This is a genomic window from Rhizobium sp. T1470, from assembly GCF_042140505.1.
In the GTDB taxonomy this organism is placed as follows: Bacteria; Pseudomonadota; Alphaproteobacteria; order Rhizobiales; family Rhizobiaceae; genus Rhizobium; species Rhizobium favelukesii.
On the sequence record NZ_CP148091.1, the window covers coordinates 580580 to 595394 of the forward strand.

Annotated in this window: 17 protein-coding genes; 7 read left to right on the forward strand and 10 right to left on the reverse strand. The window is 60.3% G+C overall.

Annotated elements, in window-relative coordinates; translation table 11 throughout:
* Positions 1–3 precede the first annotated feature (3 nt).
* From WGT02_RS02880 to WGT02_RS02890, 3 genes are read right to left on the reverse strand one after another with little or no spacing between them, the layout of a single operon-like run.
* A complete protein-coding gene (locus WGT02_RS02880) occupies positions 4–876 on the reverse strand; it encodes an SDR family oxidoreductase (RefSeq protein ID WP_208249185.1) in 873 nt (290 codons plus the stop codon).
* Positions 876–2024, reverse strand: a complete 1149-nt coding sequence (gene queG / locus WGT02_RS02885) for a tRNA epoxyqueuosine(34) reductase QueG (RefSeq protein ID WP_208249184.1) — start codon at positions 2022–2024, stop codon at positions 876–878. The genes WGT02_RS02880 and queG overlap by 1 nt, the downstream gene beginning before the upstream one ends.
* A gap of 12 nt (positions 2025–2036) precedes the next feature.
* Complete coding sequence (locus WGT02_RS02890; RefSeq protein ID WP_024317747.1) at positions 2037–2729, reverse strand: glutathione S-transferase family protein; 693 nt, start codon at positions 2727–2729, stop codon at positions 2037–2039.
* Between the two features lie 248 nt (positions 2730–2977).
* On the opposite strand from WGT02_RS02890, the gene WGT02_RS02895 reads away from it, so the two are divergent.
* Positions 2978–3775, forward strand: a complete 798-nt coding sequence (locus tag WGT02_RS02895; protein ID WP_024317748.1) for an undecaprenyl-diphosphate phosphatase — start codon at positions 2978–2980, stop codon at positions 3773–3775.
* Between the two features lie 152 nt (positions 3776–3927).
* Here the strand turns inward: WGT02_RS02895 and WGT02_RS02900 are convergent, their stop codons facing one another.
* The 7 genes from WGT02_RS02900 to dnaN form a co-directional block, all read right to left on the reverse strand.
* The gene (locus WGT02_RS02900; RefSeq protein WP_007799501.1) at positions 3928–4080 is read right to left on the reverse strand and encodes a hypothetical protein; all 153 of its coding nucleotides are present in this window, start codon (positions 4078–4080) and stop codon (positions 3928–3930) included.
* A 282-nt stretch (positions 4081–4362) separates the two neighbouring features.
* Complete coding sequence (locus tag WGT02_RS02905; RefSeq protein WP_024317749.1) at positions 4363–5343, reverse strand: complex I NDUFA9 subunit family protein; 981 nt, start codon at positions 5341–5343, stop codon at positions 4363–4365.
* A 111-nt stretch (positions 5344–5454) separates the two neighbouring features.
* On the reverse strand, positions 5455–5724 hold the full coding sequence (locus tag WGT02_RS02910; RefSeq protein WP_208250518.1) for a DUF1330 domain-containing protein: 270 nt from the start codon (positions 5722–5724) through the stop codon (positions 5455–5457).
* 41 nt (positions 5725–5765) lie between these two features.
* The gene (gene pyrF / locus WGT02_RS02915) at positions 5766–6461 is read right to left on the reverse strand and encodes an orotidine-5'-phosphate decarboxylase (protein WP_208249183.1); all 696 of its coding nucleotides are present in this window, start codon (positions 6459–6461) and stop codon (positions 5766–5768) included.
* 1 nt (position 6462) lies between these two features.
* On the reverse strand, positions 6463–7050 hold the full coding sequence (locus WGT02_RS02920) for a histidine phosphatase family protein (RefSeq protein WP_208249182.1): 588 nt from the start codon (positions 7048–7050) through the stop codon (positions 6463–6465).
* A gap of 5 nt (positions 7051–7055) precedes the next feature.
* A complete protein-coding gene (pmtA, locus tag WGT02_RS02925) occupies positions 7056–7649 on the reverse strand; it encodes a phospholipid N-methyltransferase PmtA (RefSeq protein ID WP_024317753.1) in 594 nt (197 codons plus the stop codon).
* 115 nt (positions 7650–7764) lie between these two features.
* Entirely contained in the window at positions 7765–8883 is a 1119-nt protein-coding gene (gene dnaN, locus WGT02_RS02930) for a DNA polymerase III subunit beta (RefSeq protein WP_024317754.1), read from the reverse strand.
* A gap of 270 nt (positions 8884–9153) precedes the next feature.
* Between dnaN and rsmI the strand changes: the two genes are divergently transcribed.
* From rsmI to WGT02_RS02960, 6 genes are all read left to right on the forward strand, one after another.
* Positions 9154–10056: a 16S rRNA (cytidine(1402)-2'-O)-methyltransferase gene (gene rsmI / locus WGT02_RS02935; protein WP_029710339.1), complete on the forward strand. Its 903-nt coding sequence runs from the start codon at positions 9154–9156 to the stop codon at positions 10054–10056.
* Positions 10046–10414 carry a YraN family protein gene (locus WGT02_RS02940; protein ID WP_024317756.1) on the forward strand — a complete coding sequence of 123 codons (369 nt, stop codon included), beginning with the start codon at positions 10046–10048 and terminating at the stop codon, positions 10412–10414. The genes rsmI and WGT02_RS02940 overlap by 11 nt, the downstream gene beginning before the upstream one ends.
* A 125-nt stretch (positions 10415–10539) precedes the next feature.
* Entirely contained in the window at positions 10540–11838 is a 1299-nt protein-coding gene (locus tag WGT02_RS02945; protein WP_208249181.1) for an extracellular solute-binding protein, read from the forward strand.
* Positions 11839–11911: 73 nt separating this feature from the next.
* Entirely contained in the window at positions 11912–12781 is an 870-nt protein-coding gene (locus WGT02_RS02950; protein ID WP_208249180.1) for an ABC transporter permease subunit, read from the forward strand.
* A gap of 11 nt (positions 12782–12792) precedes the next feature.
* Positions 12793–13635, forward strand: coding sequence for a sn-glycerol-3-phosphate ABC transporter permease UgpE (gene ugpE / locus WGT02_RS02955; RefSeq protein ID WP_024317759.1), 843 nt, complete (start codon positions 12793–12795; stop codon positions 13633–13635).
* A gap of 11 nt (positions 13636–13646) precedes the next feature.
* Entirely contained in the window at positions 13647–14744 is a 1098-nt protein-coding gene (locus WGT02_RS02960) for an ABC transporter ATP-binding protein (RefSeq protein WP_024317760.1), read from the forward strand.
* Positions 14745–14815 lie beyond the last annotated feature (71 nt).

Genomic DNA, 14815 nt, shown 5'->3' on the forward strand with positions numbered 1-14815 from the left:
CAGCTAGCCGCGCCAGCTGTTGCTCTGCATCAGCTGCGCGAGCGAGGCGGGATAGATCGGGAAGGAGAACGTAAAGCCCGCTGCCTTCAGCTTTGCGTTCGAGACCCGTTTGTTCTCGCCGTAGAAGGACCGCGCCATCGACGTCAGTTCAGCCGTCTCGAAGGGCTGCTCCGCCGGCGGCGCGACGCCCATCAGGCGTGCGGCCTCGACAATGACGTCCTGAGGCGGGCCGGGCAGGTCGTCCGTCACATTATATATGCCGCCGAGCCCGCGCTCGGCGAGGAACCGCGTGGCCGCCCCGATATCCTCCACCCGGATCCGGTTGAAGACCTGATCCTTCTTGATCAGCCGTCGGGCCGTGCCGCGTTTCAGATTGCAAAAGGCATTGCGGCCCGGGCCATAGATGCCGGATAGGCGCAGAACTGCCGCCGGGACATGGGCCTCAGCGCCGATCGCCATCCAGCTGTCTTCCGCTTCCAGTCGCTCCTTCGACCGTCCGGAAACTGGCGTGCACGACGTTTCTTCGGTTACCCAACCGCCCTTGTGATCTCCGTAGACGCCCACCGTCGAGAGGTAGCCGATCCACTGAAGCTTAGGCATCATCTCCCGCAAGCGATCGCTCGCCAGCCTGATCAGCGGATCGCCATTCTCCCGCGGCGCAATGGATTGGACGAGGTGGGTCGCGTCCTGCATTGCCTCGCTCAATTCCTTGTCGAGCACCTCGCCGTCGAAAACGAAAGCGTCGATCCCCTGCCCACGCAGGGCAGCTGCCTTGTCGTTCGAGCGTGTCGTACCGGAGACGCGCACGCCGTCAGCCATGAAAGCCTTTGCGATTGCCGTGCCCGAATAGCCGCAGCCGAAAATCATCACATGCATCAAACTGCTCCCGCCAAGCGCCACTCGTCCAGGACATCGCTGTCCGACTCATCCGGCTTTTGTGCCGCAAAGGCAGAAAATTCTCCAGCCTCGAGAAGGCGCGAGAGCGCCCAAACCGCCATGCCACGCACGACGGGCGAGGCATCCCGCGACAATGCCCGACATCGGTCGACAAATCGGCGATCGCCCGAATTGCCGGCGGCGATGAGCACATTCCGGATGAACCGATCGCGGCCAATGCGCTTGACCGGCGAGCCGCTGAAGAAGGCGCGGAAGCTGGCGTCGTCGAGGCTCAGCAGGTCCTCGATTGATGGTTCCTTCAAGTCCTCTCGGGCCTGCAGCTTCATTTCGGAAGCCTCATGGGCAAATTTGTTCCATGGGCACGCGGCAAGGCAATCGTCGCAACCATAGATTCGATTGCCAATCAGTGGCCGCAACGCCGGATCGATCGGTCCCTTGTGTTCTATAGTGAGGTAGGAGATGCAGCGCCGCGCGTCGATCTGGTAGGGACCGGGAAAGGCATTGGTCGGACAGATATCGAGACAGGCGCGGCAGGAGCCGCAGTGATCTATCTCTGGCGCGTCCGTGTTCAGGTCCGCGGTCGTGAACATAGAACCGAGGAAAAGCCAGGAGCCGTGCTCGCGGCTGACGAGGTTCGTGTGCTTGCCCTGCCAGCCGAGGCCGGCCGCGGCCGCTAAGGGCTTCTCCATCACCGGGGCTGTGTCGACAAAGACCTTCACGTCTGCGCCGGCGCGCGCTGCAAAGCGCGTCGCAATCTCCTTCAATCGCCCCTTGATGACATCGTGATAGTCGCGATTGCGCGCGTAGACCGAGATCGCAGCCTTGTCGGACTTTGCCAGAATCTCGCGGGGATCGTCCTCTGGCCCATAATTGAGGCCGAAGACGACGATCGAGCGGACATCGTTCCAGAGAGTGCGCGGATCGCCTCGCCTGTCGCGGGTCTGCGCCATCCACTCCATCGTTCCATGCCGCCCGGCGTCGATGAACTCGCCAAGCCGCTCCTTGGCCTCCGGGATAGCGTCCGGTCGCGTGACGCGACAGAGGTCGAAACCCAACGCCTTTGCCTCCGCCCGAACGAAGGCAGTGAGGGTATCGCGGCGTCTCTGTTCCTTGTTTTCTGTGGCCATCGAAGGCCCTCGTCAGAAATCCAGATCGGCGTAGTGCGAAACCGGTGTCAGACCCCGCACGCGCTCGGTAAGCAGCGGTCGGAAGGATGGACGCGACTTCAGGCGCTGATACCAATCCTTGACAACAGGAGCTTCCGACCAGTCGATTTCGCCGAGATAATCGAGAATGGAAACTGCTGAGGCAGCAGCCAGGTCGGCATAGCTCATTCGGTCACCCGCCAGCCACTGGCGTGAGCCTGCGAGCCATGTCAGGTATTTCATGTGCTGGCGGATATTCGCCCGTGCCGTGCGAAGGATCTTAGAATCCGGCGCACCACCACCCTGATCCGCCGTCATCTGCAGTTTATAAACGCGCTCGCGGGCAAGCGGCTTGGTCACGTCGGTTTCCATCTTCTGCATGAACCACTCTGTCAGCCGACGAATTTCGGCGCGCTGGAATGGATCTTCGGCCAGCAGCCGGCGATCGCGCTTCAGGACGCCGTGCGTCTCGTCGAGATACTCGGAGATCACAGCGGCGCCACACAGTGCCCGCATGCTGTCATCGACGTAGACCGGCAATGTTCCGGCTGGGTTCAGCGCGAGGAAATCCCGGCGCTTCTCCCATGTCTGCTCCTCGATCAGGTCCGTCTGATAGCCGTACTCCGTCAGGATCAACCGAACGAAGCGTGATGCGGATGACATGGGGTGATGGTAGAGCGTGGGCATCGATTCTCGGATTTTTTGATGGGTGTGGTGCGTTGCGGAAGCGCGATAATCATAGCGCCCTAGTCATGACTCATTCGTTGAAGCTATAGGAGCTTGGACCTTCCAATACAAGCGAGTCGGATTGCGGACCGCCTGACAAAGGACGTGGACGTGCCCGAAAAACTGATTTTTGCTTCTCGCCCTGTCTTCGTCACTTCCAGACGCCATAACCCCAACGAAAGCCCGACCAAACTCCACGGAGAGAATTCATGGATCATGTAAACTCTATAATTCTAGGCATAATAGAGGGAATTACCGAGTTTCTGCCGATTTCGAGCACCGGCCACCTCATCATTGCGGAGCAATGGCTCGGCCACCGGTCGGATATGTTCAATATCGTTATTCAGGCAGGCGCCATCCTCGCCGTCACGATCATTTACTGGCGTCGGCTATTGGACCTGGTGCTCGGATGGCGGGATCCGCGGAACCGCACCTACGCCGCCAAGCTGATCGTCGCGTTTCTCATCACGGCGATCCTCGGACTTGTCGTCAAGAAGCTCGGCTTTCAGCTGCCTGAGACTGCGACGCCGATCGCCTGGGCGCTGATCATCGGCGGTGTCTGGATGATGTTTGCCGAATGGGCAGCTGCCCGCCGGCCGCCCCACAAGGAGATAACCTGGCTCGTTGCCATCTTGGTCGGCATTGCCCAGGTGGTTGCCGGCGTCTTCCCGGGAACCTCACGCTCCGGCGCCACGATTTTCGTCGCCATGCTGGCAGGCACGGGCAATCGGGCCGCGGCGACAGAATTCGCTTTTCTCGTCGGTATCCCGACCATGTATGCCGCGAGTGCCTTTGAATTGCTGAAGACGTTCAAGGATGGTGGAGCAGCAAACGAGGATTGGACCGGCCTCGGGATCGCCTTCGTCGTTTCCACGGTGGTCGCGTTCATCGCCGTGAAATGGCTGCTATCCTATATCCGGAGCAACCGGTTTACAGTGTTTGCGATCTACCGCATCATTCTCGGAGTTATTCTGCTCGGCATGGCAGCGTCCGGCATGATTGCCTGATACGATTGCCGCATTCGCGCAATCCATGGCGCGAATGCGGATTTAATCCGCCATCGTTTCCCGCAAGCCGGAAACAGCGAACTCACAGCTTAAAGCGCTATGCTTCAGGCGTTCTGTTCGGGTAATGCCGGCGCCGAGGCGCCGGTCTTTCGTCACCGACTGATGGAGCCGGTCTCGCAGGGATCAACGCCGTAGGCTGGCGAGCACTCGCCCTTCACCGCTGCAACCGAACCGGGTGCGATGAAGGAGCCTGCCAGAATTACCAGCGCCGCACACGCAAACAGGAGCGCGATTGACCTACCCATCGAAGAAAGCCTTTCAAAAGTCGTTGGCGCGCCGTCAAAGGCGCTGAGTCCATTGGGAGACGCGCGGGGTGTGTAGTCAGTGGAGTGACAAATAGCAATAAATGTTCCTGCTAAATTTGGTGTTAATTCCGCTAATTTTTACGTGCGGCTTTTATGCAACTTATGCCCGTTCGGCGCCGGGAAAAAGCGTGCACAACTTGCGCGATTCTGAAAAAACTTTCCACGAAAAACGCCGCCCGCGAAGATCGCGTGCGGCGTGGTATGTTGGGGAGTAGGATGCCCTCAGGCGGCCTTGCCTGATCCGGTATACTGACCGTGCGGACGATACTGCACGAGGTACGAACCAATGACCGAACTCACCAGGGTTGGTGTGACGCCGATGCCCTTCAAGGTACGGTCTTCGGCTTCCGCGTCCTTCGAAACAATATTGTCCTTCTTCAGCAGGCGCACCTGGTCGGCCGTGATCGGCGGTGTGATGAACGGAACGAGCGAGGCGATGCTGCCGATGAGCGACGCGATGCCGAAGGGGATCGAAACCAAACGATTCTTGCGCCAGGTTGCCTTGAGCATGATCTCGAGACATTCACGGAACGTCAGCACTTCAGGTCCGCCAAGCTCATAGACTTCGCCCACGGCGACCTTGCCCTCCACAGCCTTGGCAACGGCTTCGGCAACGTCCACGACGTAGACCGGCTGGAATTTCGTTTTGCCGCCGCCGATCAGTGGCAGAACGGGTGCGATGCGCGCCATGTCGGCAAACTTGTTGAAGAAGCTGTCCTCGGGACCGAAGACGACTGATGGACGGTAGATGATGGCATCCGGCTTGATCGCGTGGATCGCTGCTTCGGCGCGACCCTTGGTGCGGGCGTATCCGGAGTCGGAATGCGCGTGCGCGCCGATCGCCGAGATGTGGATCAGCTTGGCGCCGACGGCGCGGGCCGCTTCAGCGACGGCACGCGCGCCGAATTCCTGAACCGCCTCGAACGAGTTGCGGCCCGCTTCGTGCAGGATGCCGACGCAGTTGACGACGTAGTCGGCGCCTTCGACGGCGCGATCGACGGAGTTGCGGTAGCGCAGGTTCGCCTGGACGAAGGATATCTGCCCGACATTGCCGAGCGGCTGCAGGAAGCCGGCGAGATCCGGGCGGCGAACGGCAACGCGGATGCGGTAGCCGCGCTTTGCGAGCGTGCGCACGATATGCCTGCCGATGAAGCCGGACCCTCCGAACACGGTGACGAGTGGCGGCAGGTTGGCAAGGGTCATGACAGGCTCCTCGAAAGGCTCAGTTGTGTGATCGATCTGGTTTCGTCTTAGACCAATCGCGGCGCGACGAAAAGGGCCATCGCGCCGCAGTTCTCAGGGCCGAAATTTGCCTCAGATGCCTTCGACGACGACCATCTCGGCATCGGCGATTTCCTGGCGGATTTTGGCGGCGATCTGGTATTCGGGCGAATTGTAGCAATCGACGGCGTGCTGCATGGAGGGGAACTCGATTACGACGTTGCGCGCCCGCGCCTTGCCCTCGAGCTCGGTGATCGCGCCGCCGCGGGCGAGAAAGTTGGCGCCATACTTCTCGAAGGCCGGCTTGGCGGCCGCAACATAGTCCTTGTAGCGCTCGGTCTCGCGAACGTCGACGCGTGCGATCCAGTATCCTTTGCCATCTCAACGCTCCCTGGCTTGGTTGATTATTGAAGGGCCGTCGACATTTCGGCGAGGATTGCCCGAGCCGCTTCCTTGGGATCAGCAGCCTTGACGATCGGGCGGGCGACGACGAGATGGGTGGAGCCGGCCTTCACTGCCGCGGCCGGCGTCATCACGCGTTTCTGGTCGCCCTTGTCGCTGCCGGCCGGGCGAATGCCCGGTGTGACGAGCGCCATATCGGGGCCGATGATCTTGCGGACGGCGGACGCTTCCTCGGCGGAGCAGACGATGCCGCCCATGCCGGCAAGGTGCGCTTGTTCGGCGCGGCGCAGTACGAGGGTATGGGGATCATACTCGTAACCAGCCGCGATCAGGTCCTGCTCATCCATCGACGTCAGCACGGTCACGCCGAGCAAGCAGAGGTCGGATCCCTTCGCGGCCTCGACCGCAGCTTTCATCGCCTTCGGATAGGCGTGCAGCGTCAGCATCGACATCCCCATCTTGACGATGTTCTCGACGCCTGAGGCGACTGTGTTGTCGATGTCGAGCAGCTTCATGTCGAGGAAGATCTTCTTGCCGCTCTTGGCAAGGTCGCGCGCAAATTCCAGGCCGCCGGCAAAGGCAAGCTGATAGCCGATCTTGTAGAAAACGACGTCGTCGCCAAGCATAGTGACGATCTTCTCAGCCTCGCCAAGCGTTGGAACATCCAGCCCGACGATCAGCCGCTCGCGTGCATCCATGTCACATCCATCCCTGCCACTCTTCGATAGGCGTCCAGTCGCACGATGGGCGCCGATCCGCAAGGCTGAAACAGTAGAGATTGCCGCCGCCTCCCGGCTGGTCGCCGTCGCGCCGGATCGGGCGGCCCTGCAAATGGCACTTCAGCAAGGTTCCCACGCCTCCGTGGCCCACGAATGCAATGGGCAAGGCGGGATCATGCGAAGCGAGGACATCGGTGACGGCCGAAACGATCCGCCGTTGCGCATCGATCGCCCGTTCCCAACCTCTGAAGCTCTCTTCGGGATGCGCAAAGAGCCAGTCGGCCGCCTTCTCGAATTCCGGCGGCGGCAGGAAACCGGTGGCCGAGCGGTCGTTCTCGTGCATGCCGTGGACGATCTCGACGGGCACCCCTGCAGCGGCGGCAAGGATCTCCGCGGTCTCGATCGCTTTCGTCTCGGCGCTGGAAACGATGCGCCGCAGCTGCCGCACCCAACTGCTTTCGGCTGCCTTGCGGGTGCGCGCGGCACCCGTCTCCGACAATCCCCATTTGGGCACGGGAACGGCTGGATCGATCTTCACTTGCGGATGGGTGATGTAGAGGCCAAACACCGGGTTCAGCTGCGCCGGTAGATCCAGAGCTGCGCCGGCGGGATGTTGCGAACGATGAAGTCGAAGTGCTGGATGTGATAGCGATCCGGCCGGGCAATGATTGGCGACACCGGGCCGTAGGAAATCTGCACGACGGGCCGGCCTGCCGGCAGGCGGTCGAGCAGGCTTTCCAAAAGCGCGATGCGCGCCTGCATCGGGAAGTTCAGGAGCGGAACGGCGGAAACGACGGAATCGAAAGTCTGACCCTTCAGGTCACCGAGCGTCTTGTCGAGGTTGAACGCATCGCCATTGATGAAGTTCACGCCCGGATAGAGCCGGACCAGGTGCTCGTAGAAATCCGTCGAATACTCGACGGCGACCAGATTTTCCGGCTTTACCCCGCGCCCGAGGATTGCCTTGGTGATCGCCCCGGTGCCCGGTCCAAGCTCGAGAACCGGCAAGCCCGAGTGCAGGTTGACGACGCTCGCCATCTTGCGCGCGGTGATGGAGGACGTGGGAACGATCGAACCGACGGTCTTCGGCCCCTGCATCATTCCCTTGAAGAAGCGGATCTCCTCATCGAACTTCTTGCCCAGCCGTTCCTTCAGGCGCAACGCCATGCCGTCCTCCTAGATATGCAACCAGCAGCCCGGTCCCTAATTGCGGCCAGTCGGCACGAAAAACAAGACCCGACGTCGCAATTGACAAAATTTGCGTAGTAAATGCGACGCGCGCCTAGACGCGCATCGGCATCAGCACATAGAGAGCGTCGTCACCGGCCGTGTCGCGAATGAGCGTTGGCGAGCCGGCATCGGCGAGCAGGAAGATCGCTTCGTCGCCCGAAAGCTGCGCCGTGATGTCGAGCAGGTACTTCGCGTTGAAGCCGATTTCCATGGCATCTGTATCGTAGCCGACCGCGACTTCTTCGGTTGCACTGCCGGAATCCGGGTTGTTGACGGTGAGTAGTAGCTGGCCGTCGGAGAGGGCGAGCTTGACCGCGCGGCCACGCTCGGAGGAGATCGTCGAGACGCGGTCGACGGCCTGCGCGAAGGTCGTGCAGTCGACCCGCATTTCCTTGTCATTGTTGGTCGGGATGACGCGTTGGTAGTCCGGGAACGTGCCGTCGATCAGCTTCGAGGTGATGACGATCGAGCCGATGCTGAGACGGATTTTGGCGTCGGAAACTTCGACGGTCACAATCGCGTCGGGTACATCGACAAGCTTCTGCAACTCGCCCACGGTCTTGCGCGGGATGATGATGCCGGGCATGCCTTCCGAGCCTGAGGGCGCATCCACGTCGGCCCGGGCGAGGCGGTGGCCGTCGGTTGCAACGGCGCGCAACTTCAGGTCGCCCTTGCTTTCGATGGTGTGGAAGAAAATGCCGTTCAGATAGTAGCGGGTTTCCTCGGTCGAGATCGCGAACTGCGTGCGATCGATCAGCATCTTGAGGTCGGTCGCCTTCAGCTTGAAGGTATGGCTGAAGGTGCCGGCGGTGAGATCGGGGAAGTCGGATTCCGGCAGGCACTGCAGCGAGAACTTGGAGCGGCCTGACTGAACCGACATCGAGCCGCCATCGGTGCTGGTCGCAAGCAGCACTTCAGAACCGTCCGGCAGCTTGCGCACGATGTCGTAAAGAAGATGCGCGGGAACGGTCGTTGCGCCCGCCTGTTCGACGTTGGCAGGCGTCGCCTCGGTCACCTCGAGGTCTAGGTCGGTTGCCTTCATGTCCAGGTTCTGGCCGTCGGCACGCAGCAGGATGTTTGACAGGATCGGGATTGTGTTCCGGCGTTCGACCACGCGATGCACGTGGTTCAGCGACTTCAAAAGGTTGGACCGCTCAATTGTAATACGCATGGGATGCTACCGCTTTCGACCGTTACTGCTTGGGCGCGCATGTCGCGCGCCGCAAGGAATGCTTTTGCCCAAAAGGGACCGGAGAGTGGACAGGCAAAATGGCAGAATTTTGCGACGGATTGCAAGAGGCGCAAACGGAAGCGTCGATGCAATTGCCGTTTTCCCGCGCAATGCTCACAGAAATTGCAGCGGCCTTGCCGAACTGCAAGGTCTCGCCCATAAAGGCGCGAAGCCAAAGAAAGCAGAAGTACCTTGAGCAACGACGATGTGATGGCCGAAGGCGGCAGGCAACGCAGCTTCCGCCTGCACAATATGTCCATTCCGGCACGGCCATTGGAGTCGGCGCTGTATCTCGTCGCAACGCCGATCGGCAATCTCGGCGACATCACCCTGCGCGCACTGGAAACGCTCGCCGGTGCCGATGTGCTGGCCTGCGAGGACACGCGCGTCACCCGCGTGCTGCTGGACCGCTACGGCATTCAGAACCGCCCCTACGCCTATCACGAGCACAATGCCGAGGAGGCTGGCCCGCGACTGATGCAGGCGCTGGAGGCCGGCAAATCCGTCGCTCTTGTATCTGATGCCGGGACGCCCCTGGTCTCAGACCCCGGCTATCGTCTCGCACAGAGCGCCATCGAGGCAGGTTATCGCGTCGTGCCCATTCCCGGTGCGTCCGCCCCGCTTGCCGCTCTGGTTGGCTCCGGCCTGCCCAACGCTGCCTTTCTCTTCGCCGGTTTTCTGCCGACCAAGGACAAGGCGCGTCGCGATCGTCTGGCTGAGTTCGTAGCCGTTTCCGCAACACTGATGTTCTTTGAATCGCCGCATCGCATAGCGGCAACGCTGGCCGCTGCCGCCGATGTGCTCGGCGGTGATCGCGTGGCCTCCGTCTGTCGCGAATTGACCAAGACGTACGAGGAGTTTCGCCGCGGTACGCTGGCGGAGCTTGCTGCACATTATGCCGATGTCGACAGCGTCAAAGGCGAGATCGTGCTTGTCATTGGTCCGCCGCCGGAGCGCCCGGTCGAAGCCGCGGATGTCGATGCGATCCTGACCGACCTAGCCAGGATCCTTCCGACCTCCAAGGCCGCCGCGGAAGCGTCGCGGCTGACGGGTCTTTCCAAGAAGGGACTCTACCAACGGCTTCTCGACATGAAGGGCGGCGATGGGCGATAGGGCTGCCGCGACCGACCGCCGTAAGGCGCTTGGCGGGTGCCATGTCTCCGAGTATTTGGCTGCTCTCCATCTCATGCTGAAGGGTTGTCGCATCGTCGCCCTGCGCTATCGCACCAAGCTTGGTGAGATCGACATTGTTGCACGCAAGCGCAATCTGGCGATATTCGTGGAAGTGAAGGCGGGTCGCGAGGAGATGAGCGCCATCGACGCCGTGCCGCCCACGGCACAAAATCGGATCAGAGCGGCCAGCGATCTGTGGTTGGCGCGCCAACGCGATTATGCTGTGCTTTCGAAGCGTTACGATATCGTGGCCATCCTGCCGGGCCGCTTGCCTCGCCATCTTCCGAACGCCTTCTGATGTCGATTGCAATCGTGTGCAAAAAGCTATCGATGTAACACTCCTGTCATCAAACCATTAAGGAGGCGTCATGGAAGGCCTCTATTGCACTCCTCACCCCAATAACTGGTGGAGAGGGATTAGCCATGTTCAAGAAAATTTCGATGGCGGCCATGGCCGTAAGCTTTTCGGCATCGTCGTCCTTTGCTGCGACCAACATCACGTGGTGGCACGGCATGGGCGGCCGCAACGGCGAAGTCATCAATGAGGTTGCACAGAAGTTCAACGCTTCGCAGTCTGCCTGCGCCATGACCCCGGTCAGCAAGGGCACCTACGAAGAAGCTCTTGCAGCTGGCATCGCCGCATTCCGCTCGGGCGAGCAGCCGAACATTCTGCAGGTCTTCGACGCAGGTGCTGCCACCATCATCAACGCCAAGGGCGCGGTCGTTCCGGCCGAAGATCTGATCAAGAACGCCGGCTACAAGTTCGACCGCAATGCCTTCATTCCGGGTGTTCGCTATTTCTACGCTGCTGCTGACGGCAAATTCGTCGGCATGCCCTTCAACTCTTCCGCTCCGATCATGTACACCAACCCGGAAGCGCTGAAAAAGGCAGGCGTCGAAGCCCCGAAGACCTGGGAAGAGTTCGAGGCGATCGCGCCGAAGCTCAAGGCCGCCGGCTACATCCCGCTCGTCCAGTCGCAGCTGACCTGGGAGTTCACCGAGAACTTCTTCTCGCGCAACAACATCCAGTTCGCCACCAACAACAACGGCTACGACAGCGTCGTCGACACCAAGCTCAAGGTCACCGACCCGAACCTCATCATGATGTTCGACAAGCTGAAGGCCTGGTCTGACGAAGGCTACTTCAAGTACTACGGCGCCGGCTGGAGCGACAACCAGAAGCCCTTCGAAGAAGGCAAGGTCGCTCTCTGGGTCGGTTCCTCGGGTTCCTTCGGCGGCCTGAAGAAGACGGCAACGATGCCCTTCTCGGCAACCTTCCTGCCGTACTGGGGTTCGATCAAGGGCGCTGGCACCCATAGCTTCATCGGCGGCGCTGCACTCTTTGCCATGTCGGGCAAGTCGGCTGAAGAGAACAAGTGCGTTGCGGACTTCTTCCAGTTCCTGACCTCGCCCGAGATCCAGAAGTTCTACCACCAGGCAACCGGCTACGTCGCAATCACCGAGGCAGCTTACGAGCTCGCCAAGAAGGAAGGCTACTACGACAAGGAGCCGGTGGCTGAAGTCGGCATCAAGCAGCTGAAGATGGAAGACGGCGAATGGTCGAAGGGCTATCGCCTCGGTTTCTACCCGCAGATCCGCGAAATCATGGAACGCGAATATGGCCGTATTTTCTCGGGCGAAACCTCCGTCAAGGACGCTTTCGACACGATCGAGAATGAAGGCAACCAGCTGCTCGAGCGTTTCGCCAAGACCGCCGGCTGATCTCGTTCATCGCTGACAACAACGGTTCCGGAGGCGCTCGCCGTCTCCGGAACCGCTTTGCAAAGGTCCCGCCATGAAGCGCGTGCAGTTTTCGTCGCCAACGCTGCCTTATCTCTTCCTGCTGCCGCAGATGGCGGTCATTTTCGTTTTCTTCTACTGGCCGTCCATTCAGGCGGTGAAGTCGTCGTTCTTCCTCGAAGACCCGTTTGGTTTCGGCTCCAGCTTCGTCGGCCTGGAGAATTATAGAGGTATTCTCGAAAGCGCCGAATACCGCTCGATCGCCGGCTTCACGGCGCTCGTCACTTTCTTCTCGCTGTCGTTCGGCCTGCTCTTGGCGGTCAAGGCGGATGCCGTCATTCGCGGCAATTCAACCTACAAGACATTGCTGATCTCGGTTTATGCGATCGCCCCGCCGGTGGCCGGCCTGATCGGCATGATGTTCTTCGACCAGCATATCGGTCCCTTCGTCCGCTTTGCCGCCCTGTTCGGTTGGGACATGAAGGTCGGTCTCAATTATTTCGATACGGCTTTTGCGATGGTGGTCGTCTCCGTCTGGAAGCAGATCCCCTATAATTTCATCTTCTTTCTGTCGGGCCTCCAGGGGATTTCGGTCTCCGTTCGCGAAGCCGCGGCGCTCGACTGCCGCTCGGGCTTTCGCCGGTTCTGGACGGTCATCTTGCCGCTTCTGGCGCCGACGGCCTTCTTCCTCTTCGTGATCAACGTCACCTATTCGCTCTTCGACACCTTCGGCATTGTCGATGTGATGGTGAAGGACAAGGCGGCTAACAACCCGATCACGCTGGTCTACAAGGTCTATATGGATGGCTTCCGCGGCAACGACCTCGGCGGCTCATCGGCCCAGTCGGTGATATTGATGATCGTCGTTTTCGTGCTGACCGTCTTCCAGTTCCGCTTCATTGAGCGGCGCGTTCACTATAATTGAGGAGCGCGGGAATGTACCGTCTCAAGATAGTCGATCACATCATCCTGCTCCTCGGCGTCTTCGTCATGATGGCGCCCGTCGTCGTTGCCTTCTTCACCTCAACCCACGACGCCGCCGAAATCCACCGGCAAGGTCTGACGCTGACCTGGGGCAATCATTTCGCTGAAACCTACAACACAGTCCTGAACCGCGAGGGAGGCTTTACAGGCCAGGTCACCGGCACGCGCATGCTGATGAACTCGCTGATCCTCGGGATCGGCTTTGCCGTCGGCAAGATCGTTTTGTCGATGCTGGCTGCCTATGCCATCGTCTACTTCCGCTTCCGTCTGGGAACGCTGTTTTTCTGGATGATCTTCACGACGCTGCTGCTGCCGCTCGAAGTCCGCATCCTTCCCTCCTATGAGGTGATGCACCAGTTGCACCTCATCAACACTTATACCGGCATGATCGTGCCGCTGCTGGCGTCGGCGACGGGCACCTTCTATTTTCGGCAGTTCTTCAAATCGATCCCGGACGAGTTGCTGGAAGCCGCGCGCATCGATGGCGCCGGCCCGATCAAGTTCTTCTTCGACGTGATCGTGCCGCTCTCGAAGACGATGGTTGCAGCGATCTTCATCATCATGTTCGTCTACGGCTGGAACCAATATCTCTGGCCGATGCTGATGACCAATGACGAGAGCTTCTACACGCTGGTGCGCGGCATCAAGCAGATCCTGCTGGTCTGGGTCGGCGCGCAGATCCCTGATTACAACGAAGCATTCGCCATCGCGATCCTCGCGATGCTGCCGCCTGTCATCATCGTCGTGGTGTTCCAGCGCTGGTTCATCAAGGGCCTCACGGAAAGCGACAAGTAAAGGAAACGCCGATGGCCGCCATCGAAATCAATCAGGTCTCCAAGATCTATACCGGGGACGTGCATGCGGTGAAGTCCGTGAACATCGACATCAAGGACGGCGAGTTTATCGTTCTTGTCGGCCCGTCCGGCTGCGGGAAGTCGACACTTCTGCGCATGGTCGCCGGCCTAGAGGAAATCTCCAAGGGCGATGTGAAAATCGGCAACCGTGTCGTCAACCGGGTTGATCCCGCCGAGCGCGACATCGCCATGGTCTTCCAGAACTACGCGCTTTACCCGCATATGACGGTCTATGAAAATCTTGCTTACGGCCTGCGCAATCGCAAGACGCCAAAGGCCGAGATCGATGCCCGCGTTGCGGAGGCGGCTCGTATGCTGCAGCTGGAGGCCTATCTCGAGCGTAAGCCGCGCGCCCTTTCGGGCGGCCAGCGTCAGCGCGTCGCAATGGGCCGTGCCATCGTCCGCAAGCCGGCCGCCTTCCTGTTCGATGAGCCCCTGTCGAATCTCGATGCCAAGCTGCGCGTGTCGATGCGCGGCGAAATCAAGCGTTTGCAGCGCCGGCTTGGCACGACGTCGATCTACGTCACTCACGACCAGCTCGAAGCCATGACCTTGGCCGATCGGCTGGTCGTTCTGAATGGCGGCGAAATCGAGCAGATCGGCGCCCCGCTCGACGTCTATCACACGCCAGCCTCGACCTTTGTTGCGAGCTTCATCGGGTCCCCGGCGATGAATCTGCTCCAGGGCGAGCTGCATGGCGACAAGCTTGCACTGGCCACGAACCTGATCGACCTTGGCGGTCATGCACCCACATCCGGGCCCGTCACCGTCGGCATTCGCGCCGAGGACCTGCGCCTCGCCAGGCCCGGCGAACATGCCATGACTGTTGTGGTGGATTATGTGGAAGAGCTCGGCTCGCAGCGTCTCGTGCATGGAAGTCTTGGCGATCAGCCGCTGACGGCAGTCCTGTCTCCGGAGACGGAACTAACGTCCGAACTGCGGCTGGCCGTGGGTGCCGAAAGACTGCATTTCTTCAGTCACGACACCGCAAAGCGTATCGGCGGAACGGCTTTTTCACAGGCCGTGGCGACGAAAACGGAAATTGCCTAGCACCTTGGACGTGGTGATCGTTCAAATTGTAGGCACTGCTTGTACGGTACCTTTACAACTCTCTGCTATCC